26 protein-coding genes are annotated in these 25,774 nt (G+C 61.0%); 4 read left to right on the forward strand and 22 right to left on the reverse strand.

Going from position 1 to position 25,774, the window contains the following annotated elements; translation table 11 throughout:
* The first annotated feature begins 162 nt into the window (after window positions 1-162).
* From QZ196_RS05685 to QZ196_RS05695, 3 genes are read left to right on the forward strand one after another with little or no spacing between them, the layout of a single operon-like run.
* Complete coding sequence (locus tag QZ196_RS05685) at window positions 163-996, forward strand: AraC family transcriptional regulator (RefSeq protein ID WP_296424790.1); 834 nt, start codon at window positions 163-165, stop codon at window positions 994-996.
* A 60-nt stretch (window positions 997-1,056) separates the two neighbouring features.
* Window positions 1,057-2,067, forward strand: a complete 1,011-nt coding sequence (gene deoC, locus QZ196_RS05690; protein WP_296424791.1) for a deoxyribose-phosphate aldolase — start codon at window positions 1,057-1,059, stop codon at window positions 2,065-2,067.
* Between the two features lie 4 nt (window positions 2,068-2,071).
* Window positions 2,072-4,390, forward strand: a complete 2,319-nt coding sequence (locus QZ196_RS05695; RefSeq protein WP_296424792.1) for an aldehyde dehydrogenase family protein — start codon at window positions 2,072-2,074, stop codon at window positions 4,388-4,390.
* Window positions 4,391-4,484: 94 nt separating this feature from the next.
* On the opposite strand, the gene QZ196_RS05700 is transcribed toward QZ196_RS05695, so the two are convergent.
* From QZ196_RS05700 to def (QZ196_RS05760), 13 genes are all read right to left on the reverse strand, one after another.
* Window positions 4,485-5,171 (reverse strand): DUF1523 family protein, encoded by a 687-nt coding sequence (locus tag QZ196_RS05700; protein ID WP_296424793.1) that lies wholly within the window; start codon window positions 5,169-5,171, stop codon window positions 4,485-4,487.
* A 9-nt stretch (window positions 5,172-5,180) separates the two neighbouring features.
* The gene (locus QZ196_RS05705; RefSeq protein WP_296424794.1) at window positions 5,181-5,456 is read right to left on the reverse strand and encodes a hypothetical protein; all 276 of its coding nucleotides are present in this window, start codon (window positions 5,454-5,456) and stop codon (window positions 5,181-5,183) included.
* Entirely contained in the window at window positions 5,456-6,805 is a 1,350-nt protein-coding gene (locus tag QZ196_RS05710; RefSeq protein ID WP_296424795.1) for a DUF6638 family protein, read from the reverse strand. Before QZ196_RS05710 ends, QZ196_RS05705 begins: the two co-directional genes overlap by 1 nt.
* A gap of 15 nt (window positions 6,806-6,820) precedes the next feature.
* The gene (locus QZ196_RS05715) at window positions 6,821-7,153 is read right to left on the reverse strand and encodes a hypothetical protein (RefSeq protein WP_296424796.1); all 333 of its coding nucleotides are present in this window, start codon (window positions 7,151-7,153) and stop codon (window positions 6,821-6,823) included.
* Between the two features lie 13 nt (window positions 7,154-7,166).
* Window positions 7,167-9,110, reverse strand: coding sequence for an ATP-binding protein (locus QZ196_RS05720; RefSeq protein ID WP_296424797.1), 1,944 nt, complete (start codon window positions 9,108-9,110; stop codon window positions 7,167-7,169).
* A gap of 31 nt (window positions 9,111-9,141) precedes the next feature.
* Window positions 9,142-10,263, reverse strand: a complete 1,122-nt coding sequence (locus QZ196_RS05725; protein ID WP_296424798.1) for a hypothetical protein — start codon at window positions 10,261-10,263, stop codon at window positions 9,142-9,144.
* A 96-nt stretch (window positions 10,264-10,359) separates the two neighbouring features.
* Window positions 10,360-11,442, reverse strand: a complete 1,083-nt coding sequence (locus QZ196_RS05730) for a hypothetical protein (protein WP_296424799.1) — start codon at window positions 11,440-11,442, stop codon at window positions 10,360-10,362.
* Between the two features lie 132 nt (window positions 11,443-11,574).
* A complete protein-coding gene (locus QZ196_RS05735) occupies window positions 11,575-12,357 on the reverse strand; it encodes a L,D-transpeptidase (protein ID WP_296424800.1) in 783 nt (260 codons plus the stop codon).
* 190 nt (window positions 12,358-12,547) lie between these two features.
* Complete coding sequence (locus QZ196_RS05740) at window positions 12,548-13,753, reverse strand: aminopeptidase P family protein (protein ID WP_296424801.1); 1,206 nt, start codon at window positions 13,751-13,753, stop codon at window positions 12,548-12,550.
* A gap of 97 nt (window positions 13,754-13,850) precedes the next feature.
* Window positions 13,851-14,750: a methionyl-tRNA formyltransferase gene (gene fmt, locus QZ196_RS05745; protein WP_296424802.1), complete on the reverse strand. Its 900-nt coding sequence runs from the start codon at window positions 14,748-14,750 to the stop codon at window positions 13,851-13,853.
* 71 nt (window positions 14,751-14,821) lie between these two features.
* On the reverse strand, window positions 14,822-15,322 hold the full coding sequence (gene def, locus QZ196_RS05750) for a peptide deformylase (protein WP_296424803.1): 501 nt from the start codon (window positions 15,320-15,322) through the stop codon (window positions 14,822-14,824).
* Complete coding sequence (def, locus tag QZ196_RS05755; protein WP_296424859.1) at window positions 15,319-15,774, reverse strand: peptide deformylase; 456 nt, start codon at window positions 15,772-15,774, stop codon at window positions 15,319-15,321. The genes def (QZ196_RS05750) and def (QZ196_RS05755) overlap by 4 nt, the downstream gene beginning before the upstream one ends.
* Window positions 15,775-15,783: 9 nt before the next feature.
* The gene (gene def, locus QZ196_RS05760) at window positions 15,784-16,305 is read right to left on the reverse strand and encodes a peptide deformylase (RefSeq protein ID WP_296424804.1); all 522 of its coding nucleotides are present in this window, start codon (window positions 16,303-16,305) and stop codon (window positions 15,784-15,786) included.
* 114 nt (window positions 16,306-16,419) lie between these two features.
* Between def (QZ196_RS05760) and QZ196_RS05765 the strand changes: the two genes are divergently transcribed.
* The gene (locus QZ196_RS05765; protein WP_296424805.1) at window positions 16,420-17,592 is read left to right on the forward strand and encodes a PatB family C-S lyase; all 1,173 of its coding nucleotides are present in this window, start codon (window positions 16,420-16,422) and stop codon (window positions 17,590-17,592) included.
* Window positions 17,593-17,632: 40 nt separating this feature from the next.
* On the opposite strand, the gene QZ196_RS05770 is transcribed toward QZ196_RS05765, so the two are convergent.
* From QZ196_RS05770 to QZ196_RS05810, 9 genes are all read right to left on the reverse strand, one after another.
* Entirely contained in the window at window positions 17,633-18,460 is an 828-nt protein-coding gene (locus tag QZ196_RS05770) for a DMT family transporter (protein ID WP_296424806.1), read from the reverse strand.
* A gap of 229 nt (window positions 18,461-18,689) precedes the next feature.
* Window positions 18,690-19,037, reverse strand: coding sequence for a hypothetical protein (locus QZ196_RS05775; protein ID WP_296424807.1), 348 nt, complete (start codon window positions 19,035-19,037; stop codon window positions 18,690-18,692).
* 93 nt (window positions 19,038-19,130) lie between these two features.
* Window positions 19,131-19,904 (reverse strand): precorrin-4 C(11)-methyltransferase, encoded by a 774-nt coding sequence (gene cobM, locus QZ196_RS05780; protein WP_296424808.1) that lies wholly within the window; start codon window positions 19,902-19,904, stop codon window positions 19,131-19,133.
* 36 nt (window positions 19,905-19,940) lie between these two features.
* The gene (cobJ, locus tag QZ196_RS05785) at window positions 19,941-21,752 is read right to left on the reverse strand and encodes a precorrin-3B C(17)-methyltransferase (protein ID WP_296424809.1); all 1,812 of its coding nucleotides are present in this window, start codon (window positions 21,750-21,752) and stop codon (window positions 19,941-19,943) included.
* On the reverse strand, window positions 21,743-22,489 hold the full coding sequence (gene cobI / locus QZ196_RS05790) for a precorrin-2 C(20)-methyltransferase (protein WP_296424810.1): 747 nt from the start codon (window positions 22,487-22,489) through the stop codon (window positions 21,743-21,745). Before cobI ends, cobJ begins: the two co-directional genes overlap by 10 nt.
* Window positions 22,486-23,688 carry a precorrin-6y C5,15-methyltransferase (decarboxylating) subunit CbiE gene (gene cbiE / locus QZ196_RS05795; RefSeq protein ID WP_296424811.1) on the reverse strand — a complete coding sequence of 401 codons (1,203 nt, stop codon included), beginning with the start codon at window positions 23,686-23,688 and terminating at the stop codon, window positions 22,486-22,488. The genes cobI and cbiE overlap by 4 nt, the downstream gene beginning before the upstream one ends.
* A complete protein-coding gene (locus QZ196_RS05800) occupies window positions 23,681-24,316 on the reverse strand; it encodes a precorrin-8X methylmutase (protein ID WP_296424812.1) in 636 nt (211 codons plus the stop codon). The genes cbiE and QZ196_RS05800 overlap by 8 nt, the downstream gene beginning before the upstream one ends.
* Complete coding sequence (locus tag QZ196_RS05805; protein WP_296424813.1) at window positions 24,313-25,506, reverse strand: sirohydrochlorin chelatase; 1,194 nt, start codon at window positions 25,504-25,506, stop codon at window positions 24,313-24,315. Before QZ196_RS05805 ends, QZ196_RS05800 begins: the two co-directional genes overlap by 4 nt.
* On the reverse strand, window positions 25,503-25,709 hold the full coding sequence (locus QZ196_RS05810) for a DUF6732 family protein (RefSeq protein WP_296424814.1): 207 nt from the start codon (window positions 25,707-25,709) through the stop codon (window positions 25,503-25,505). The genes QZ196_RS05805 and QZ196_RS05810 overlap by 4 nt, the downstream gene beginning before the upstream one ends.
* Window positions 25,710-25,774 lie beyond the last annotated feature (65 nt).

Consider the following 25,774-nt stretch of genomic DNA (forward strand, 5'->3'; position numbering starts at 1 on the left):
CGATCCCATATCCACCAGCGGCGATTCGCGCCGATCACACCTGATGCCGCCCGCCCCGTCACGGATGGCCTAGCACCCGCCCCGTGCGGCAAAAATTCACCCCATTCCGCCAGTTCGATAAATTCATGCTGCAGCGCAGAAATAACTGTGTTATTTTGAGGTATGATCAAAAAACTACACCACCGTGACATCTTGCAAAACGGCGCTCAGATTCATCTGACGCGGGCTACGCTCACGGCGGAACGGCCAAAGGCGCTGCATGATCACGATTTCTATGAACTCTTTTGGGTCCAGAATGGCAAGGTCCGGCATCATTTGTCGGACCGCGCCGAAACCCTGACCGAAGGCACCGTCACCTTTCTGCGTCCCGGCCAAAACCACGCGCTGCAAGGGCGCGGCGAACACGCGCTTGTGGTGTCGCTGTGCATTCACCCGACAACGGTGCAATCGCTGGCCAAACGCCACCCCAGCCTGACCGGCCACCTGTTTTGGACCGATGGCGCCCCTGCCCAGCATCATCGCGATATCCGCCAGCTCGCCGCGCTTAACCATGCCGCCGTCCTGCTTGAACGCAGCGCACGCGATACATTGGCAGCCGAGGCATTTTTGCTACCGCTGTGCGCCGACCTGACGGCTGATGCCTATCCCGACACGATGCCCGCATGGCTGACACAGGCCTGCATCGCCGCCAAGGACCCCGCCGTCTTTCGCGACGGGTCCGCCGGGCTTGTCGCCCTGACCGGCAAGGCGCATCCACACGTCAGCCGCAGCATGCGCAAACATCTGGGCCAAACGCCATCGGACTACATCAACGACATCCGCATGACCCATGCCGCACGTGCACTGGTCACAGATGGCGAAGCCGTCAGCCAGATCGCCACCGATTGCGGCATTCCCAACATGTCGCATTTCCACAAACTGTTTCGCGCCGCCTACGGGCTGACGCCCCTGCAATACCGGCAAAAATACCAACGTCAGGTCATGCAACCCACATAGCATTTGACCGCTTGGTCAAAACTTGCCAAGACAGGCCGATCATGCCACGTTCATCTGGCAATGCAGGAGGCCCCCTTGCAGACAAAACTGTCCCCCACACTGACCGCGACGCGCCTGCCGCAACTGCACGAGCCGCGCAATGACGGCATGCCGCTCGACCTTGATTGGGTCGCCGCCGTGCAGGCCAATACATCAGCTATCGAACGGCGGGCCGCCACATTGCCGGGCCGCCGCTCGGTCAAGAAAGAGTATCAGGCCGCTTGGCTGTGCAAAGCGATCAGCCTGATCGACCTGACCACCCTGTCGGGCGACGACAGCGCCGGACGCGTGCGCCGCCTGTGCGCCAAGGCACGCCAACCGGTTCGTGCCGATATCCTTGAAATACTGGGCATGCAGGGCCTGACCACCGGCGCCGTCTGCGTCTATCACGACATGGTCGCGACCGCCGTCGATGCCCTGCAAGGCTCCGGCATCCCGGTCGCTGCCGTCTCCACCGGCTTCCCGGCGGGCCTGTCGCCTTTCCACCTGCGCATCGCCGAAATCGGCGAAAGCGTCGCGGCAGGTGCAACCGAAATCGACATCGTCATTTCCCGCCGCCATGTGTTGACCGGCAACTGGCAGGCGCTTTATGATGAAATGCGCGAAATGCGCGCCGCCTGCGGTGATGCCCACGTCAAAGCGATCCTTGCCACAGGCGAACTTGGCACCCTGCGCAATGTCGCCCGCGCGTCGCTGGTCTGCATGATGGCCGGGGCGGATTTCATCAAAACCTCCACCGGCAAGGAACCCGTCAACGCCACCCTGCCCGTCACCCTGACGATGATCCGCGCGATCCGCGACTATCACGACCGCACCGGGATCAAGATCGGCTACAAACCCGCAGGCGGCATTTCCAAGGCCAAAGACGCACTGGTCTACCTGTCGATGATAAAAGACGAACTGGGCTGTCGCTGGCTGCAACCCGACCTCTTCCGCTTTGGTGCCTCCAGCCTTCTTGGCGACATCGAACGGCAACTCGAACACCACGTCACCGGTGCCTATTCGGCGTCGTGGCGGCACGCGATTGGATAGCGCCATGACCATCAAGGAAATCTTCGACACCATGGATTACGGCCCCGCCCCCGAAAGCGCATCCGAGGCCCTGCAATGGCTGGCCGATCATGGCGCCATAGCGGGCCATTACATCAATGGCAAATGGGGCGCGCGGCGCGACGATTTCGCCACCAGCAATCCCGCCACTGGCCAAAAGCTGGCAGGTGTCACCAAAGGCACCGCGGATGAAATCGCCGAAGCCGTCAAAGCCGCCCGCAAGGCGCAGCCCGCGTGGGCCAAATCCGGCCACAAGCGCGCCCGCACCCTCTACGCCATCGCGCGGCTGATGCAGAAACATGCGCGCCTGCTGGCTGTCATGGAAACCCTCGATAACGGCAAGCCGATCCGCGAATCCCGCGACATCGACGTGCCGCTGGCCATCCGGCATTTCTATCACCACGCCGGTTTCGCCCAGTTGATGAAAGACGAACTGCCCGACCGCGAGGCATTGGGCGTCTGCGGCCAGATCATCCCGTGGAACTTCCCGCTCCTGATGCTCGCTTGGAAAATCGCGCCCGCGCTGGCGATGGGCAATACCGTCGTGCTGAAACCCGCCGAATATACGCCGCTGACCGCGATGATCTTTGCCGATATCTGCACCCAGGCCGGCGTGCCCCCCGGCGTTGTGAACATCGTCACGGGCGACGGCGAAACCGGCGCGGCCCTCGTCAACGCCGACGTCGATAAGATCGCCTTCACCGGGTCCACCGAGGTCGGGCGCAAGATCCGCGAAGCGACGGCGGGATCAGGCAAAGCACTCTCGCTCGAACTTGGCGGTAAATCCCCCTACATCGTGTTCGACGATGCCGATATCGACAGCGCCGTCGAAGGCCTCGTCGATGCGATCTGGTTCAACCAGGGCCAAGTCTGCTGTGCTGGATCGCGCCTGCTGGTCCAGGAAGGCATTGCCGACCGTTTCTATACCAAACTCAAATCCCGCATGGACGGGCTGCGCATCGGCAACCCTCTTGATAAATGCATCGACATCGGCGCCATCGTCGACCCCATCCAACTGGCCCAAATCACCAAGATGGTCACCGACAACCCCGAAGGCGACATCTACCAAACCGATGCCCCGGCAGGCTGTTTCTACCCCCCCACACTCATCACCGGCCTGTCCTCCGCATCCACCCTGATGCAAGAAGAAATCTTTGGTCCGGTCCTTGCCGCGACGACGTTCCGCACCCCTGCGGAAGCCGTCGAAATCGCCAATGACACCCGCTACGGGCTGGCCGCGTCGGTCTGGTCAGAAAACATCAACCTCGCGCTCGACATCGCGCCAAAACTGGTCGCCGGGATCGTCTGGATCAATAGCAGCAACATGATGGACGCAGCGGCCGGTTTCGGCGGCGTGCGCGAAAGCGGCTTTGGTCGCGAAGGCGGCTGGGAAGGGCTGGCAGGCTATACCAAACCCAGATTCACCGCTAAACCGATCAAGCAGATCACCCCCTTCACAACCGACGACGGGCACCCCGCCGACCCATTGGACCGCACCGCGAAACTCTATATCGGCGGCAAACAGACCCGGCCCGATGGCGGCTACTCCAACCCGGTATACAGCGCAGGCGGCAAACTACTCGGCCACGCCTCGATCGCCAACCGCAAAGACATCCGCAATGCCGTCGAGGCATGCAACGCCGCCAAAAGCTGGTCCAGAACCACCGGCCACCTGCGCGCCCAAATCCTCTACTATATCGCCGAAAATCTGTCCGCGCGGGCCAACGAATTCGCAACCCGCATCAACACCATGACGGGCAATAAAACCGGCGCGGAAGAGGTGGAAACCGCCATCCGCACCCTGTTCACGTATGCCGCATGGGCCGATAAATACGATGGGCAAGTCCACGGCGTCCCGATCCGTGGCGTCGCACTCGCCATGAAAGAACCCGTCGGCAATATCGGCGTCTTCTGCGCCGATGACACCCCGCTTGGCGGGCTGATCGCGGCCATGGCGCCCGCCATCGCAATGGGCAACCGAACCGTCCTGATCGCCAGCGAACCGTTCCCGCTCGCGGCGACCGACTTCACCCAGGTGCTCGAAACCTCAGACCTGCCCGCAGGCGTCGTCAACATCCTGACCGGCAGCCACGCCGACCTGGCCCCGACCCTTGCCCAACATTTCGACATCGCCGCAGTCTGGTCATTCTCCAGCACGGCCCTGTCAGCCGAAATCGAACGCGGCAGCGCGGGCAACCTGAAACGGACATGGGTCAACAACGGCCTTGGCCTCACGCCGGGCACGCATGACTATCTCGCCGCCAGCACAAATGTAAAAAACATCTGGATACCGTACGGCGAATAACCTTCTTCCGAGATCAAATATCCTGGGGGAGCCCCGGACTTGATCCGGGGCGGGGGCAAAGCCCCTAACCAGATTAATCAAGTCGGCGCAGCCGTCATTTTTGCGACGGTTTGTCCTTGCCGCGCCACGTCGCCAACCAACGCGAAAGGCGGCCCTTCCGCTTCGCGACGCCAGCCTGCACCTCATCGACGCGCTCTCCCGCACTCTCCAACAGCGGATCAACCGTGCGCTCGCGGAACTGGCGCCACATGGCGCGGATAAACGCCAACGCGACCATCAAAAAGCCGAAGAAGACGATACTGACCCAAGGAATGATCGTCACATCAGGGCTCGCAACCGTCCGCACCCCGATCGCATTGGGGTAAATACTCGCCCAGCGGATACGCCAACCGTAATGGGTGATCACAGCCCACTCATCGCCCTTGGCAATGCGCGCGGCCTCTGCCTGCAAGTCCGAGCTGTCAAACTTGAAATATGGCGGCCATATCCATCCCGTGTCCTCGTTGCGATAGACCATGACGCCAGTGCTATCGCGCGGCACGAAACCCAACAGAAACGTCTTTTTCTTATCCGTATTGATCAGGCGCAGATCGCGGGTCGGCTGATCCACCCCGCCGCTGTCGGCCTGCGCATAGAAAATCCGGTTATAGGCACTGAAATCTGTCCGGATAACTTCGGTCGATGTGATCTTGACCACATCATGCTGCGGCAGCACGTAGTGAAAAAACGCACCGAACACCAACAGCGCCAGAACCCGAACAGTGACCTTAAGACGATGCATCGCAAATCCTCAGTTGGTGTTAATCACATAGACAATCACAGAGACGACAATCAACGGGACCACATAGACCAGTCCAATCAGCTTGGGCCGAAGGGATCGGTGATAGGCCGCCATCCCCTCAGCGATATAGGTATCGCGGGCGGCGGCGTCAGCCCCTTCGGGCGGATTGGCGTCGAATTCGTCCTCCAACCGTTCACGGCGGACCGACTTGGAATAGACCGCAATCGACACATAGATGATGCTCAGCCCGATAAAGCCGAAAACAACAAGCTTAATAAACCCCATCAGCGCCTCCTGCTGACCGCGCCCCATGGGCCAACCCGGTTGATGATATCAGGTTGCTGCACGGCCATGGGTTCGTCCATCGTGGCATCATGCCCAAACAACGCATCCCGCGTTCCCGCCTTATCAACCTGATACTCGCGGTCAAGAAAATCAACGACATAGGCCTTCTTTTCATCCGGCCACGTCGCATAGGCCCGATAAAACGCCTCCTTGTGACAGATAAACAACTGCCGAATATCCAGCGGCGTCATCTCGGCCAGCAGCATGTTCACCAGATCCGCATCGCCATGCGGCTTGGCCCGCAGCGTGTAGAAATACGCCGGATGCTCTGATGTTATTTTGGGCCATGGCCCATCGTCCTCGGCCCAGCGGACCAATGCGGCCAGCCCCTGCCATGCCTCTGGCAACAGTTTCGCATGCTGCCGCCCCAAACGGCGCAAATCCCGGCGGGTCGCCCCGGCCAGATCTTCTTGCATGGATGTCGCAACTGCGGCCACGATGAAATCCATTTTTTGATGCAGGATTGCCGCCGCATCGACCCCGCGCGCCGCGACAATCGGCTCGACCAGATCATTGATGTTCAAGAACTTCGCAATCGCTGACCGCTGGCTGAAATCGAACGTGAACGGGATCGGCAGATCGCCCACCGCCGCCTTATCACCCGGCACGATTGCCGCTGGATGCGCGACCCCGCGAAACACGTAGATCCCGCCGAAATGATCCGTCCAGAAATTATCCTGCGCAAATTCCATCTGCCGCAAGTTCACCGGATTGCGCGATATATCGCCGGTTTCCTTGGCCATGCCAATCATCTGGCCAATCAAGACATCGTCAAACCATGCGTCCTGCTCGTCCTTGAACCGGTCAATCAGCTTGCCCAGCTTCTTGGCCATGGCCACCGTTCCGCTGGTCGTGTCGGCCTCCATCGTGACCTTGCGAATATCAAACAAACGCGCGGGCGTATCGACCATATAAACCGAATTCACCATCTCGCCCGCCACCGCGTCGCGGGCCGTCAGGGCAAACAACTCGGCCCGGTTCCCTTCAATGAACTGCTTTAAAACCCCCCTCGAGGTCGAGAATTTCGCGTTGAGCAACGGGGCCCGCGCCTGTTCTGTCGTTAGCAAAATGAACTGGCGATTGACCCCTTGGTGGTTCAGATACAGATCATCTTCAAACGCATCGCCAACCTCTGGGCTATACCCGGAAATATCAATATGGAACACATCCAGATCGGTTTCGCGCCCCACAAGATGCTTTAGCGCACGATTGTACCGCGCGACCAATACCGGACTATCCACCCGAATAAGGTTGCCGAACATCAGGCCCTTTTCAATCAGTCGGTGCATGCACACCCCCCTTGATCACCACGTCTCTTTCACCCACTTGCGCGGCAATCCTGCCACCGACAGCACCATAATCGGTGCCCAGATCATCGCCGCTATCAGGCCCAGCCTGCCAAAGAATACCACATTTGCCGCCAGTCCCGGCTCCATGATTTGTGCCACGCTCAACCCCTGCCACAGATACAGGCAGAAAAAGAACAGCCCGCTGATCGCAAACAGCAAAACCGTCGATAAAAACGCATTCAGCAACAACGGCTTCACCCCTTCGGGCAACATCCACCCCAACAGACGCGGCACCGAAAATGCGATCCCCGCCAGCACCAGCGCAGGCAGAAACAATGTGTCCGACAAGACGCCCAATAGACTACCCTTTCTCCGCCAGATACCGACGCTTCGCCTCTTCCTGACGGCCAAAATCACGGACCATCGTATCAATCGCCACCTCGTCCGACTTGTCGGCATAGCGGAATTCACTGTCGGCGTAGCGGTTGATTTCCTGAATCACCATGTCCACCGTGATTGGCTGCCGCAGGTCCTCGATCATTGCTTTTTTGGTGTCATAATCCTTGAACATGAACAGATCAGGGTCTTCCATCCATTCATCGGGCAGTTCAAAATCCATTGCCCGGACCTTGACGGCATCGGTGATATTCTTGATCGCGCGGCCCGTGAACCGCTCATCCGCCTCCTGAATCGCCTTCAGGTAGGTGCCCATTTTGGCAATCGTGTCCAGCGCACCTATCTGTGACGAAACCCGGTCATAGACGTTCAGAAGCCCCGGTTCGTGCGGGCGGGCGTGCCCGGCAAAGCTGGCCGCGACCGCCTTTTTGATCTCTTGCGCGCGGAACAGATCATGATCGCCCACCGGGATCGCATGGTTCTTGCCCATCAGCAGATGCAGGATGTCGATATAATCGTCCCGCGTCTGCGGGCCATCGACCAGAAACCGGGCGCCCGCGCGTTGGCGCAGCGCATCATCGACATTCTCGGGGTAATTGGAAAACATCCCAAACGTGCAATTTCCGCGCACCACGGTGTTCGCCCCGGCAAAGCTTTCCATCAGCACCGCCGTGATCTCCAGTTGCCCAGCCGAAGATTGCCGGTCCCCCCGCTTGCCTGCCAGTTGGTCAATATCGTCAATCGTGCCAAAGCCGATCACCTGCGGATCAAGCACATTGTTGATGAACGCCTTCGCGTTTTGCCCCGACTTGCCCTGATAACTATCTATACTATCGGTGCTCAGGTTCTGATAGCGAAACGGATAGCCCGCCACCTGGCAATAGTCATTCACCAAGCCCGCCATCATCTGAATAAGGGTCGTCTTGCCGGTGCCCGGCTTGCCATCGCCCATGAACGTAAAGATAAAGCCGCCCAATTCCGCGAACGGGTTCAGCCGCCGGTCAAAATCATAGGCCATCACCATCTTGGCCAGCTTCATCGCCTGATACTTGGCGATGTGGTTGCCCACGACCTCATGCGGCTTCTTGAAGGTCATCGTCAGGGTCGATCCCTTGGCCTTGCGCGCCGGAGTGAACCCCTGCACCACGAAATCATCGGCCTCGACCCGCCAGCTTGCCTGCAAGAACGGCGCCAATCGACCTGCCGTCGTGGCGCGTGCGGCAACCTTTTCCATCAACTGTTCGCAATAGGCCAGCAGGGTCGCTATCAGCGTGGCTTCGTCGGTGGCGAACTGACCCAGCTTTTGGTCCAACTCCCAAAGCGCGCCATGCAGGGCGAGTGCGGCGTTATCGGTCAGCACCTCATCGACGCTGCCAACCTCGACACTCTGCTCGCCCGCGCGTGATGCCAGCAGCGATGCCGTGGCATTGGCAAATGTGTATAGCACCACCAAAGATTGCGCCGCCAACAGCTCGGTAAACGCGTCGCCCTGCGCAGGCGGCAACCGCCCCTCAAGATTGGCGCGCTTCAGCTCGACCAACGCGGTCTGCTCGGCATAGGCATCCCCAATCGCCAGCGCGATCGACAGCGCCCGGCGCAGCGCATGGGCACAAGCCGCCTGCGCGGGTGACGTCAGCGGATCATCGTCATCGGTTTCGGCGATCCGGTCCAGCAACCGCACCCCTTCGGCACGCGCCGTCGACCGTGTGACAAGCCCCGGCGTGGTGGACCGAAACCTGCGGCGGCCCATCGCGGCAACATCTGGCGACCGTTCCGGCACCTCAAGCGATAATCGGGCCTGCGCCAGCCGCGGGGTATGATCGACCGCCATCAGCATTTCCGCCACTGCGGCGTAATGCTTGCGAATATCAACCTCGCGCAGTTCCATCTGGTCACTTGTCTGGCTCATGCCGTCTCCTTGCCGTAGGGTTCACCCCAACTTATCTGTAACTCAACACCCGCCCGCCCGCGCTGACCACAAACTTGCGGACATCGCCAAAGCCGGCTGGGTTACGCTCTGCCAGCGCCTGATAGGGGCGCTGCGGCATGATCAACGATCGTTCCATGCGCGTCGCGCCGCTATCGGCCCCGCTACCCGCAAATGGATCAAGCGCAAATATCTGCCGCTCGACCGTGCCGAACCAGCCCGATTTCACCGTTTCAACCCGTTCTGACACCAGCTCTTCTTCGGTCCAGACCAGCGCCCAATCCTCGCCCGAGGGGGCCCGTGCCGCCTCCAGCACCTCGCGCAGCGGACCCGACTGCAGCGTGAACGCGCTCGAATACATCGGCCCGATGTGGAACCGCCGCAGCCGCACCGGATGCAGATCGTCGAAATCTTGATCAAACCCCTTGGCAATCGTCAGCAACTTCAGATGTGCCACCGATTGCGCCATCAGATGCGCCTGCACCTCGGGCCAGCGGCGTTCATCTTTGGGCAGACCTGTGCGGCCCGTATCCTCGACGTCCATCAAATAGATCGTCGGCAGGTTCACCTGACTGTCATAGACCGCCCAATGCAGCAGAAACCGGCGCCGGGTTCCCTCTGTGCCCAGCCATACCGCCTGCGGGTCATTGCGCGCCCAAAACTGATCACCGCGCTGCAGCTCTTGATAATATAGCCGCTGCGACAGCGCGTATTGCAGCTTTGTCGGGATCGCCTGTTCGCTCAGGATCACGCGGACCATCTGATCCTTAAGCGCCTCTGACGATGGCAGCGTCACCAAATGCCGCTCTGCCTGAAGCGCATCATTGGCCATCTCCAACAGCTCCTGATAGACAGGAAAGCCGCTTTCGACGCGGTCAAACGTCAACTGCCCCGCATGGGCAAACCGCCCGGCGAAATGGTACTTGTGCGCCAGCGCGGTAAAGGTCCAGTTGAGGCTCGTCAGATATCGGGCCAAAACCGCAATATCCTGCCGCGAAAACCGGCCCTCCGCCTCCATCGTCGCGGCCACCTTGGTCAGGTAGCCGGTGATCTTGGCGAACTTGCCGAAATACCGGCGCGTCACGCGGGTATCTTCCAGCTTCATGTGGTCTGCGGAAAGGTTCGTCTGGGTCATATCAGTCCAAGCAAAGCACAACGCAGTCCCGGACCTGATCCGGGACCTCGGGTCATCATCAATGGTCCCGGGTCACACCCAAGACCTGCGCACACGTCAGGATTCCGCCCCATACTGATTGCTGTCATGCTTCTCCACGATCTTTGCGAACCGCCGAATAAACCGCTCGTCCGCCTTCGCCTTCTGCTCCAGCACTTCGCGGGCAAAAACCATATGATCCCCATGCGCTTCCAGCATATCGGCCATCCGTGCGTTTGTGGCGGCACCAATGGCGGCCATCGCAGTCTGCGCCTCCTGGTCGGTCTTCACGCCGATTTCGTTGATCTTATGCGCCACGTCTTGCTGTTGCGCGGTCTTCAGCGACTTGGACAGCGCATCGTACAACACAACACGCTGCTTGGTGTCGGTCTGCAATTTGTTGATCAGCACCATCTGCGTCGCTGCCTGATTTTGCAGCGAATCCGTCCAGGTTTTCCCCTTCTCGATATACCGCTCCAGCGTCTGTGATTTCGCCAAATGCACCTGCTCGCCTTGCACCATCTCATTGTACGTGCTGTTCAGCGCGGCCAATTCCGTCTCAAGCTTGGTGCGCGCCGCCGCATCCTGCTCAACCGCGATTTTACCCTCAAGCGTGATCATCGACGGGTCCAGCGCCAAAATATCCGCGCGCAGCGTCTCAAGAGTGCCCACCGCCAATTCCCGCTCTTCCAACGTCGCGGTCAGGTTCTGTTCGACACGCACCTTCTGCTCGTTCAGCACAGCCAATTGGCCTTCCAACAGCTTCAGGATCACATCCGATTTGCTGATCAAATCCTGCAACTTGTCATCGACCGATGCGGTGCGGATACGTTCCTGCCGCATGCTGTCCGCCTTGGCCTTGCTGAAAAAGCCGATCACGCTTTCCATGCCGGTCTTCGACCGCATCTCATCGAAATCCTTGGAAAACGCGGTCGTCACATCGTCCAGCCCCATAATCAGTTCGGCGATATTGGCGTTCATCAGCTCGGTATGGGCATGCACGTCCTCAAGGCTGGCATTTTCGATATCCACCGAAATATCCGTACCTTCGGCCATTTTATTGCGTGCCGCTTCGATCCGACTGGTCATTTCAGAAATTTTGCTTTGCGCCTGGGCCACCTGGGCCTGTGATTCCTGAATCTGGGTGTCGAAACTGGCCATCTAGTATCCCTTTTTTATCGCGTGTTACCGGAGACCTATGGACGGTGGCCGCCAATTTCAAATCCAAGGCGCAAAAATACACGCCCTGTTCCGACGCAATTATTACCCAACCACCGACCGAATGTAAGCCGCTTATGCCGCGTCGAATTGCGGTGGCCGATCATTCGCTTCGGCCTCGGCACCCAGCAAATCCTCGGGCGATATGATCTTGGGCGGCAACTCAATCCCGCGCTCATAGTTCTCTGGGTCCACCCGCCGCGATTCCTCGGGGGATCGGATGAAAACCTGCATCGGCACGTCGATCTGATCGAACAGATGGATAATGTCCTGATTGAACATCCGAATACAGCCCGCCGACCCGGAATTTCCGATTGATTCCAAATCGTTCGTGCCATGTATCCGGTAATATGTGTCGCGGTTGCCGCGGTACAGATACAGCGCCCGCGCGCCCAGCGGGCTGCGCAGACCGCCCGGAATACCCCCGCGGAATGCCTCGTAGACCTCAGGCTCGGTGCGCAGCATGTTCTGCGTCGGCGTCCAGCCCGGCCAATGCCGTTTCATCTTGATTGTCGCCATGCCGCGAATGGATTTACCCGCGCGCGCCACACCCACCGGATAGCGCGTCGTCGTGCCATCTGCGCGCACGTGATACAGAAATTTCGCATAAGGGTCGATGTCGATCGTATTGGGGCCAGATTCCCCATTATAAATCCCCGACATCCGCCGGTTAACGCCCCGCAAATACCGCAAAGGAATACCGGGCAGCACATAACCGTCATCCTCAATCGGGCCATAACCGTCGAGAAACGGGTCCGGCTCGGGAATAAGAGGCGCGGTCACGGGGACCTGTTGCGCACAGGCCGCGACGCTTGCCATCATCATCGCCCCAAAGGACCGGCGTGTCAGATTCTTCATTGGTTGCATTATCAGACCTTGTATTTCATCGCCCCCTCTTAACACCCATGTCAGAAAGGGCAAATCACCGCACCGGCAACTTTCCGCGAGCGCACCGGGAGGCTGGGCCAATGCGCCTGCCGGGCGGTCCATCCTGAACCGCCCGACCGCGCCGTTGGGGGCATGCGGCCCCTTCTTTGGCGGCTGCTCCCTATCCGACCACGTTGAACGCAGGGCCATAGGGATAGCCCGTAATATCCTCATTGCCATCGTCGGTGATAAACAGAATGTCATGTTCGCGGTAACCACCGGCACCCGGCGCCCCATCGGGGATGGTCAGCATCGGCTCCATTGAAATCACCATGCCGGGTTCCAGCACCGTATCAATATCCTCGCGCAACTCCAGCCCGGCTTCGCGGCCATAGTAATGCGACAGCACGCCGAACGAATGACCATACCCGAACGTGCGGTACTGCAACAAATCCCGCGCCTCTAGGAAATCATTGATCTGCGCGGTCACATCCGAACACTTCGCCCCCGGCACCAACAGCGACATGCCGTATTCATGCGCGGCCACATTCGCCTCCCAAATTGCCAAACTCGCCGCATCGACCTCGCCGACAAACAGCGTCCGCTCAAGCGCGGTATAGTAGCCGCTGATCATCGGAAACGTGTTCAACGACAAGATATCGCCACGCATCAACGCACGCGATGTCACCGGATTATGTGCGCCATCGGTATTGATCCCCGACTGGAACCAGACCCAGGTATCGCGGTATTCCGCATCAGGAAAGCGGCGGGCAATTTCCAGCTCCATCGCATCCCGTCCCGCCATGGCAACATCAATCTCGCGGACGCCGGGCTTAATGCTATCACGAATAGCATAGCCGCCAACGTCAGCGACAGCCGCACCTGCGCGGATCAAATCCAACTCGGCGGGCGACTTATGCATCCGCTGGGTCATGGTCAGGGCCGCAATATCCACCAACCGGGCCGGTTGCAGATCGTCGCGCAGCGCCATGCGCACAGCGACCGTCATGTGATCGGCTTCATACCCGATCACCTTGCCCAACCCCGTAACCGACCGGATCGCGCGCCAGTAATTGCCACGCTGCCAATCGGTATAGGTGATGTTATCGCCATACGACCGGCGCCACGGCTGGCCTGCATCAATACCTGCACTGATCGTGACACATTCGGTCGCCGTCACGACCAACCCATACTGGCGGCCAAAGCTGCAATACAGAAACCCCGAATAATAAGCGACATTGTGCATCGACGTGAAAACAGCCGCCTCCACACCTTTGCTGGCCATAATCGCCCGTAGCCCCGCAAGACGCGCGGCATACTCGGCTGCGGCAAACGGCAGCACTTCAGCACCCTGATGGAAACGATAAAATTGTGGACGTTCAGTCATGTCAGACCCTCGCAAAAAGGTCCCGGCGTTCAGGACAGATATATGAGAATCGCAACGACGCCATCGCTACCTCGGGCAGGCTAACGGTTGCGCCGTATCAGATCAATACGGCAGGCATGGACAACCCGCGCAAAGCCTCTGCGGCAGCCATCGCCTTCTTGCCTTGGCGCTGCACAAGGGTCACTTCGACAGCGCCCTGCCCGCAGGCAATCGTAAAGCCCTCCAATACCTGCCCCGGCACCCCCGCGCCCACGGCCACACGCGACCCAAGCAACTTTACCCGCTCGCCAGCCACATCGCACCACGCTCCCGGAAACGGCGAAAGCCCCCTGATCAAACGGTCCACCTGCACCGCTGGCCGGGACCAATCCACGCGGGCTTCGGCCTTGTCGATCTTGGCGGCATAGGTCACGCCCGCCTCGGGCTGCACCACGGGCTGCAACTGCGGCAACCCGGTCAGGGCCTGCACCACCAACCGCGCGCCCAGCGCTGACAGCCGGTCATGCAATGCGCCGGTCGTTTCCTCGGCCTCGATATCCAGCGCCGCGCGCAGCAAGACGGGACCCGTGTCCAACCCCGCCTCCATCTGCATGATGCAAACGCCGGTCTGGGCATCCCCCGCGATAATCGCACGATGGATCGGTGCCGCGCCCCGCCAGCGGGGCAGCAACGACGCATGAATGTTCAGACAGCCAAATCTGGGCGCATCCAAAACCCGCTGCGGCAAGATCAACCCATAGGCCACCACGACAGCCACATCCGCCTGCAACGCGGCAAATTCGGCCTGCACCTCTGCATGCTTCAAGGAAACCGGACAGCGCACCGGCAGAGCCAGCGCTTGCGCGCGCAACTGCACAGGTGACGGGCGGTCTTTCTTGCCACGGCCCGCAGGGCGCGGCGGCTGGCAATAAACGGCGGCGATCTCGTGCCCGGCAGCCACAAGCGCATCCAGAACAGGCACCGAAAACGCAGGCGTCCCCATAAAAACAACGCGCATCATCTACCCCTTCTTATGTCCCAAAATACTCTCACGCGAAGCGCATCAAATTTCTGGAAATTTGATCCCCTTCAGCCACGGCGCAGCTTGCGCGCCTTCTTGATCAACATATCGCGCTTCACCCGGCCCAAATGATCAAAGAACATCCGCCCGGCCAAATGATCAATCTGATGTTGCACCGACGTCGCCCAAAGACCAACGAAATCCTTGCGGTCCCATTGCCCCTGCGCATTCATGAACCGAACGGTCACCGCACGCGGACGGCTGACCTTGGCCCAGACCCCCGGCAAATTCGGTGACCCTTCGTCATGCACCCGGTATTCCACGCTGGCATGCAGCACCTCGGGATTGGCCATACGCACCGCCTGACCGCGCGCGTCCGACGCATCGACCACGGCCAGCGCCAGCCCAATCCCCAACTGCGGGGCGGCCAGACCAACGCCGGGCATCGTATCCATCGCCCGGATCATCTCATCCCAAATCGCGCGCACCTCATCGGTCACTTCGGCCACAGATGCGGCTACAGTCCGCAGCGCGGCATCGGGCCACATCACATAAGGCCTATGGATCATATCTCGGTCCCACTATCGGTGATCAGCACACCATTCAAATGATCCAGCTCGTGACAGACGCAAACGGCACTGATGCCGTCAAACCGGGCGGTCTGCCCAATGCCTGCGGGGCTGGTCCAGCCTAAATCCACCCAAACCGGGCGCAGCACGTTGAACGTCCGGTCCGGAATCGACAAACAGCCCTCGGGACCCTGCCGCAGCACGGAGGCCGCCGCAATAATTTCGGGATTAACAAAGGCAACCGGATGCGGTGCGGCATCTTTCCACGTCGTGTCGATCACGAAAACCCGCTGTGAAACGCCCACCTGCGGGGCCGCCAACCCGCGCCCCTTGGCCGCATACATCGTCGCGAACAGATCAGCGATCAGTGCCGTCAGGCTTGCGTCGAACTGCACCACCGGCGCGGCAGCTTCACGCAGCACCGGATCACCATCCAACCGCAAATGCTGCACCGCCAACGGTCAGTCCCGCGCCATTTCACGCTTCAGCTTCTGCATTTTGCGGGTGATCATCTGGCGCTTCAGAGGCTTGAGGTAGTCAATGAACAGCTTGCCGTCCAGATGGTCTATCTCATGCTGCACGCAGGTCGCCCATAGCCCGTCAAAACGCTCGCGCCGGGTCTTGCCATCCAGCCCCATCCACGCCACCTCAACCTCGGCGGGGCGTTCGACCTCTGCATATTGATCCGGGATCGACAAACAGCCCTCATCATAGACATTGCGGTCCTCTGACGTCCACAACACCTGCGGATTAAGCATGACCATCGGCTGCGGCCTCGCCTCCGCATCCTTCTCGCAATCCATCACGATCATCCGGTTCATCATCGCAACCTGCGGGGCCGCCAAACCGATCCCCGGCGCTTCATACATCGTTTCAAGCATGTCATCGGCGAAACGGCGCAGGTCATCCGTGACGCTTGCCACAGGTTCAGCGACCTTCTTAAGTCGCGAGTCGGGGTGAAGAAGAATTTTAAGTATAGCCATGACGCCGATTTAGTCGTTCACAGCGGCCACTGCAAGACGGTGTTGAAATTACCCTTGCACCCCGGCGCGCATCACAGCACCTTGCCATGGAACCTCAACCCCGGAGACGCCCCCATGACATTTAACACCCCCATTGACCGGCGCGGCACGCTCAGCACCAAATGGGATCTGATGGAAAAACTCTATGGCGTGTCACCTGATGACGGGCTTGCGATGTGGACGGCGGATTGCGATTATCAGACCGCGCCCTGCGTCCGCGATGCGTTGCAACGCGCCGTCGATCACGGCGCCTTCGGCTACTCATGGCAAGATGAAACCTATCTGGGCGCGATCCAATGGTGGATGCAGACGCGGCACAATTGGCCCATCGAAACCGACTGGATCCTCACGACCCAGGGGCTCGGCAACGGCATTGCGCTCTGCCTTGATGTCTGGACCGATCCGGGCGACGCGGTGGTCATCTTTTCCCCCGTTTACCATGAATTCGCAAACAAGATCAAAAATGCGGGCCGGGCCGTCACCGAATGCCCACTGGTACGCGATGGCGACACCTACACGCTTGATCTCGACGATGCGCAGGCGCGGCTGACGGGCAAGGAAAAGCTGCTGATATGGTGCTCTCCGCAAAATCCCTCCGGGCGAATTTGGACAGCCGGGGAACTGCGCGCCCTCGCCGACTTTGCACGCAAAAACGGCCTGATCATCGTTAGCGACGAAGTGCACCACGATCTGATCATGCCCGGCAATACGTTCACGCCCATGGCCGTCGCCGCCCCTGATGCGCAAGACCGGACAGTCTATCTGACAGCCGCCTCGAAAACCTTTAACATCGCCGGTCAGCGCACTGGCAATATGATCATCCCAGATGAAACACTGCGCAGCGCGATGCGGGCACGCCTCAAAACGATTGACTACAACCCCTCCGCGCTTGGCGTCAGAATGGTGACTGCCGCTTACTCCGCGCCGGGGGCCACTTGGGTCGACGCGCAGGTCGCGCATCTGCAAGGCAACCGTGACCTGTTCGATGCGGGGGTCAACGCGATCCCCGGCGTCCACTCCCTGCCCCTGCAATCAACCTACCTCGCTTGGGTCGACTTCGCTGGTACGGGCATGACGCGCGAAGACTTCACCGCAAGGGTAGAGCGGACAGCCAAAATCGCGGCCAGCCATGGCAACGGCTTTGGTGCAGGCGGCGAAACCTTCCTGCGCTTCAACCTCGGCACCTCCCGGTCCGTGATCGAAGACGCGGTCGCACGTCTGCAAGACGCATTTGGGGATCTGCAGTAAAGTCAGGTCTTACCGCCATCCGTCACTGTCTTTTCAACGCTCACCGATGCGGCACAGGCCGCCTGCGCCGCATCGGCCAAACTTCCAGAACGCCAGCAAGCAAAACCAAACAGCCGCCCGCGATTTCAACCGCGGACAGGTGTTCGTTTACCATTACCGCAGCCGAAATCGCCCCCGCCAAAACCTCGGCGATCAGCAATATACCAACGCGCGCCGGGTCCAGCCGGACCGTGGCCCACATCAGACCCGCAATCGACGCGATCCACCAAAGAACACCGGTCGCAACGGCCAAAAATGCCGCGCGACCGACCCCTCCGGCGCTCATACTGGCAGGCCAAGGCTCTAGAAATGGCGCAAGAACTAACGCCATGACCAGCGCACCCGATGCAAAGACAAACGCCGCCTCAAGCAGTCCGATGTCTGATGTCGCGCGCATACCCGTCGTGCCAACTGACCACAAAATGCCCGCGATCAGCGCCCTCCACTCTCCCGCACCCTGCGGAACAGGCCACCCGCCGTGCGCGCCCAGCATCACAACAAGCCCCGCCAATCCGACGGCGATGGCCAAAACCCGCGAACGCGGCGTGTCCCAACCCATCACATAACGACCGATCAACGTGCTCCAGACCGGCGTCAGGAAATACAGCAGAATAATGATCGCGACCCGCCCATAGACAAAACCAACGGAATAAAGCGCGAACGCGGCCCCGCCCAGGCCGACAGACAACAGCGCGACACCCTGCGCCCGCGCCAGCCTGCGCCACCTGACGGCCGCAACGGGTGCCAGAATGACCGCCGCCGCAAGCGTGATCGCAACCGTACCCCATGCCCCCGGCAGGCCCGCCCCCGCAAGTCCGCGCACCGGCACCCAATAGAACCCCCCAGAAGGCGCCTGTTGCGAAAACGATGGCCGTGGCCAACAATGTGGTGCGGTCGTGGTCCATATCCTGCCACTAGCCCAATGACACAACGGAAACAAAGCCTTTCACGCATGATCACGGGCGCGCGCATTTGGCCGAAACGAACGCCCCCGCGATGCGGCCGACACATGTGGCGGTTGCCATTGCCTCCGGCAATTTCGCCGATCCGCCGCGTGTCTACCGCCCCAACAGCCCCGCGGGCACAAAGTCAGGTCGCACAAAATCCGCCGCAGGTCGGTCCGTCACAGGTGTCAGCCACTTGAATTCAAACACCCGCTCATTGTCCTCAACGATCGAAGACACGACCAGACACCGGTACAAATGCCGCGGCCCGTCATAAATATCCACATGCCCGCGCAACCGGTCTGACCCCTTGAGGTCAAGCGCGAAACCGCCATCCCAGAACCGCCTGATGCGATAGGTGTGATCCCCGTCATGCACCGCCAGCCGATCCTTGCGGCGCAGCGCGGCCTTGCGTGCTTCTTGCAAACCTTGGCGCACCGCCTTGGGTAGAAAATCATACATAACAGCCCCTCCTGTTCCCCCCAAGGATGCGCCAGTATTTGTAAATATCAAGTAACCAAATCCGCTGCAGCGCGGCGAAAACCGCCAAAACCCCTAAGAATCCGCCTTAACGCGGGGTCTCAGCACATGCGGCTTTCTGGCATCATAAAGCGCAGAATCGGGAAACCCATGCGAATCGCTCAACGCAGGCCCGACCAAAATCAACGCCGTCCGTGTGATTTTCGCCGCCCGCACCTTCTCGCGGACATCCGTCAGCGTGCCGCGAATAATCAACTGATCCGGCCAGCCGACACGGTACACCACCGCAACCGGGCAATCGGCCCCATAAAACGGCACCAACTGGCGCTCGATCTCGCGCAACGCGCGTATGCCAAGATGAATGGCCAGGGTCGCACCCGTCCGTGCAAAATTCTCAAGCGTCTCGCCCGCAGGCATCCCGGTCGATTTCATCGACATCCGCGTCAGAATGATAGATTGTGCCACCTCAGGCACGGTCAATTCCGTCCCCAATGCCGCCGCCGCCGCCGCATAGGCAGGCACGCCGGGAATAATCTGATACGCAATCCCATCCGCCTTCAACCGCCGGATCTGCTCGGCAATCGCACCATAAAGCGACGGATCGCCCGAATGCACCCGCGCCACGTCCTGCCCCTTGCGATGGGCCTCCAAAATCACCCCATGGGTGTCATCCAACGTCATCGGCGCCGTATCCATGACACGCGCCCCATCCGGCGCACAGGCAACAACCGCCTCGGGCACCAAAGACCCCGCATAAAGACACACCGGACAGGCGCCGATCAGCCGCGCCGCCTTCAACGTCAGCAATTCGGGATCACCCGGCCCGGCCCCGATAAAATACACAGTCATTTCTTATGTCCCCAAATACTCCCGCCGGAGGCGCGATCAGCCAACCGCCAGATCCCCATCAATCTTGCGCGCATAGCCGCGTGGCGTATACATCCGCGGCCCCGTGCCCAATTGGGCCAGACGCGAATGCGACGACCCCACCAGCACCACGGTCAGCATATCCACCTCATCGACCTGCAATTCATCCAGACGCCGATAGCGGATATATTCTTCGGGCCGCCCCAGACTCGAGGCCAACATCACCGGCGTATCCGCCGGGCGATGCTGCAGCAATATATCGCGCGCCTCCGCCAGCAAGGTCCGCCGCCGCATCGACACCGGATTATAGAAAGCGATCACAAAATCCCCCTCCGCCGCCGCCCGCAACCGCTTCACGATATCGGCGCGCGGCGTCAGCAGATCCGACAGCGAAATCGCACAGAAATCATGCCCCAGCGGCGCACCCGCCCGCGCGGCCGCGCCCTGCAACGCACTCACGCCCGGCGAACACAGTACCTCGACCCGGCGTGCGGCATCCGAAACCCCCATCTGATCCGGCCCCCGGTCCAGCAACTCGAACACCAGCGCGCCCATCGCATAAATACCCGCATCGCCCGAACACACCAAGGCGACGTTCTTGCCCGTGCCCGCCTGCTCCAACGCATACCGACAGCGGTCTTCCTCTCCACCCAGCGGGAAATCCGACCGCGCCTTGCCCACGGCCAATGGCCCCAGCAAATCAATATACAGCCCGTAGCCCACCAGTTCCTCGGCCTGCGCGACCAGCTGCGACACCTCTGGCGTGCGCCATGCGGCCTGACCGGGACCAATCCCCACAACCGACAACCGCCCACGGGCACGCCCGGCCAAGACCACCAGCGGCTCTGACGTGACAACCAAAGCGCATGTCGCATTGGCCGTCTTGCGTTTCGTCACCAGAAACTCACCTGCAGCGCCCGCCTGCGCCAATGCCGCCGCTTCCGCCACACCATGGGTGCCAACTTCTGCAAAAACCACCGCCGAAGGATTGGCCAGCCGCGGCGTCTCTGCCTCAAGCGCGGCCGCCTCAAACAGCCGCAAAGGCACACCCAGCTCCGCCGCCAGATCAATGATCGCAGGCTCGTCCGCCTTCAGCGTGATGGTGTTCACCGAATGCACCGCCTCTGGTGCCACCCCCGCCTCGGCCAGAACACCGCGCACCAATTCAGCCAATTCAGCCGGTGCGCAATTGCGCGCGCAGCCCACCCCCAAGGTCAGACGCTGCGGCGCAAATTGCAAATGCGACGTGCCCAGATCGTCGTACCGCTCCATTGTACACGACACCCGCACCGCGTCACCCTGCGGCAAATCCGCCAACCATGGCGCATGCCCGTGCACATCCGCACCACCGCCCGACAAAAGCGCCGCCATCGCGCCCTTGGCATCCGCATGGTTCACCAACCGCCAGCCTCGGGGCGGCGCATCCAACGCGACACCCAGCGCCACGTCGCCCGCCGTCGTCACCGCCGCGACAGCGCCCAGCGCCTGCGCAATCTGTGCGGCCACCCTGTTGGCGCCGCGATGGCCACCCAACAACGGCACCACGACGGCCCCGTCATCAGACACCGAAATCACCGGCGGCTCGACCGACTTGTCGGCCAGCAACGGCGCCACCGCCCGGATCAAAATCCCCGAGGCACAAACCCCGACAATCGGCACGCCCGCCGCAAACAAATCCCGCGCATGATCCAGCGCATTGCCAAAGAACGCATCCGCCACCGCCACGCGGCCTGCACGGCCATGCACGTGACACCCCAGCACCTGCGCCACACGGTGCGCCGTCTTCTCGCCCGAACGGGACAGCGCCAGAACAACAGGTTTCATAGCCATGGATCAGCCCCTTTAGTCAGTAAGATCATTGAAAAATATGGCGCCGTTTCAGGGGCATCCACCAGCGGCAACACGACCTCTTCGGGCAATGTCGCCCGCTCCACATAGACAGCACGATCCGTCAGCCCCAGCGCGTCAATCACACCACGTATCTTGGTCAAATGCCGCCCCACCTTCATAATCACCACACTTTCCGCGCCATCAATCCGTGCGCGCAACGCGTCTTCCGGCAACGGCCCCGGCAATACCGTCAGTTGCTCATTGCGCGCAGCCAGCGGCATCCCGGCCCGCGCAGCACATGCCGTCACCGACGTCACCCCCGGCACAACCTCAATCCGGTAACGCGCCGACAACCGTGCAAACAGATACATAAACGACCCATAGAAAAACGGGTCCCCCTCGCACAGGCACACCACATCCTTGCCCGCATCCAAAGCCGCCGCAATTGCCGCGGCTCCTTGATCATAGGCGGCCTGCGCCGGGGCGCGCTCAACCGACATGGGCACATCCATGACAATCTCCTGAGCATCCCGCGCAATCAAATCCGCCGCAATCGCGCGGGCAAAACTCGCCCCCCCCGCCAGCGTCGGATAAGCCACGACAGCGGCCCCCTCGATCAACCGCGCCGCGCGCAGCGTCATCAGGTCCGGCGCCCCCGGACCCAAACCAACACCATAAAGCGTGCCTTGGGATGGCGGGTGGGGCGATGGCGTCAGCCGAGCGTCAGCCACCGTCATCGCTTCACCAAACTCCACTGCGTCACCGGCATCAACGGGCGCCAGCCGGTCAGTCGGCCCACAGGCTCCGCACGATGCACCGACAGCTTGACCAGATCACCACCATGCAGCTTGTGCAGCGCAAACAGCTCCGCCTCACTTTCCAGCGTCACCGCATTGGCCACCAACCGGCCCAGCGGGCGCAGCGCGGCCCAAGCCGCATCAAACGTCGCCCGGCTCAGGCCGCCACCAATGAAAATCGCATCCGGCGCATCCAGCCCCATCAGGGCCTCCGGCACCGTTCCATCAATCAGTTCCAGCTTCGGCGCGCCCAGCGCCAGCGCATTCGCCGCCGCCATCGCACGCCGATCCGCACGGGGTTCGATCCCCACAGCGCGTGCATAACGCGCCGCGCGCATCCACTCGATCGCCACAGATCCGCAGCCACAGCCGATATCCCACAAAAGCGCACCGCGCATCGGCATCAGCTTGGCCAGCGTCGCCGCGCGCACCTCTTGCTTGGTCATCGTGCCATCTGACACAAACAAATCATCGGCCAGCCCCGGCACCCGCGGCAGCAATGCCGCATCCGGCGCCGCCACACAGTCCACCGCCAGCGTATTGAACGCAGGCACCACATGATCCCAGCTTGCGGCAATCCCGTCAAAGCGCGCCTCGTCCTTGCCGCCCATCGCAGCCAATACCGTCATGCGCGACTGACCAAACCCGCGCTCTGTCAAAAACCGCGCAATCTGCCCCGGTGTCTCGGCACCGGTCGTCAGTATCAGCAACCTCACATCGGGCTGAATAAACGCGATCATCTGCTCCACCGGACGGCCATGCACGGTCAGCGTTTCCACATCCGGCAACGACCACCCCATGCGTGCTGCGGCCAGTTGAAACGCGCTTAGCTGCGGATGATAGACGATCTCGGCAGGATCAATCGCGCGGCCAATCCGGGCGCCGATCGAAAACCACAGCGGATCACCCGTGACCAACACGACCGCCCTGCGGCCCCGCAAACCCGAAATCGTCTCGATCATCGCGTTGAACGGGGATGGCCAGGCGATCCGCTCCGCCGCGACATTTCCCGTCAGGTCGTGATGGCGATCACCGCCGACGATCACCTCGGCGGCTTCGACCACGGCACGGGTCGCGGGCAGCAGGCCATCCAGCCCGTCCTCGCCAATCCCGACGATATGCAACCAAGGATCAGACATCTTCCGGCAACCCCGCAGCCAAAGCATTCACCGCAGCCGACGCCATCGCCGACCCCCCGCGCCTGCCGCGCAGGGCCACAAATTCACACCCGCGCGGATTGCCCGCCAGTTCCGCCTTGCTTTCGGCAGCACCGACAAACCCCACCGGAAACCCAAGGATCACCGCAGGTTTGGGCCAGCCCGCATCCAGCAGCTCCAGCAAATGAAACAGCGCCGTGGGTGCATTGCCAATCGCCACGACCGCGCCCGCAATCCGGTCACGCCACAACTCGACCGCCGCCGCCGACCGGGTATTGCCGATCTCTTGCGCCAGCGCGGGAACGCCGGGGTCGTTCAATGTGACCACCACGTCGTTGCCGCGCGGCAGATACCGCCGAATGATCCCCGCCCCGACCATCTCGCAATCGCACAGGACCGGCGCACCGGCCTGCAACGCGGCATGGCCCGCCGCACGCGCACCGGGTGAAAACGCCAGCCGATCCGCGATTTCAACCATGCCGCACGAATGGATCAACCGCGTGACCAATGGCTGCATATCCGGCGCGAACCGCTCAAGCCTTGCCTCGGCGCGCACCATGGCAAAGCTTTGCGCATAAATCGCGGCAGGATTGGTCTCGTAGGGTCTCACGCCTTGGTTTTCCGCGCGCTTTCCGGCCCATGCGGATGTGCCGCGTGGGGGTAGGTGGCGTGATGATGGTGATCGTGATCGTGGGCGTGGCCATGCGCGTGGGCATGATCGTGATGATCCTGCGCCTGCAACCGGCACAGGCCCGTGCAAAACGTGTCGCACAGCGCACAATCTGCCACGTTCGACCCCGGCGCATTCGCGCCTTGACCCTCGACATGGTGGTGGTGGCTTTCCTGCACCGCGCCGACCTCGGCCTCGAACCCCAGAACCTGGGTGCGATATTTGCACAGCACGCAGGTCGGCGGCGGCACGGCCCCAAAGGCGGGATGGCTCCGGTCGGCGACACTGATCTTGCGGCTCTCACCATCCTCAAGCGCAAGCACCTGACTGCGATAGCCGCAAATGCCGCAGTTCGGCGGTGGCGTATCGCTGTCCTGCTCCATAATCCGCTCGGCAAACGTCTCGAGCACCTTGGGATGATCCCCCAGATAGCCCGCTTTCACGAACTGAATACCAGGATGTTCGGCGGCGACCTGATCCGTGAACCCATAAATCCGGTCGATCAAAATCCCCGAGAACAAGAAGTAAGGGAAAACAATCACCCGCTTGTAGGGCAAAAGCGCGACATGCTGCAGGCACGGTTCCACCAGCGGAAATGTCACCCCCGAATAGCCCACTTCGCACCAGCCAAAGCCCATACCTTCCTGAACCATCCGCGCCACCTTGGCGACATTGCCATTGGCATCAGGGTCCGATGCACCGCGCCCGATGACAACCAGACAGGTCTCGGCCAGCGGCAGCGCGCCGTATTTCGTGTTGGCCCGGTCGACGGCTTCGCGCACACGCCCTGCGGCAGCGGCGATCATCTTGGGGTCGATGCCCAGCTCGCGACCATAGCTGACGTTCATCCCGTGCTTGGCGGCATAGGTGTTCAGCACCGTGGGAATATCGTTCTTGGCATGCATCGCGGCAAACAACATGCCGGGCACCGCCAAAATCCGCGTGCAACCCGCCGCGCGCAGCTTGTCCAGACCATCGCGGATCACCGGATTGGCGAACTCCAGATAGCCATAATCAGTCATCCAATCGTCCGGCAGATACGCAGGCAGCTTTTGCGCCAACGTGGCAAATTCATCGACCGCCGACTGGCTGCGCGACCCGTGGCCGCAAATCATCACACCGGTTTTCATGCCATTTCCTCTTCCATCTCTTCTTCGGGCTCTTCTTTGGCCTTCTTGCCCTTCAAAGCGCCCCAGATCGCGGCCAGCCCGGCCAACCCGATCGCCGCACCGGCAACCCAATGATCATGCCCCGCCACATCCGCCCAATGGCCGGGATGGGCCGCAGCCGCAGACCCGGCAAACACCAACATCAAAGAATAAAGAAAACGCATCGGTTCCTCCGTTTCATATCACGACCAGAGGCCCGCAAACGGGGTGCAAGGACGATGTGGCGCTG

Origin of the sequence: Yoonia sp., from assembly GCF_017854565.1 — a bacterium.
Classification (GTDB): Bacteria; Pseudomonadota; Alphaproteobacteria; order Rhodobacterales; family Rhodobacteraceae; genus Yoonia.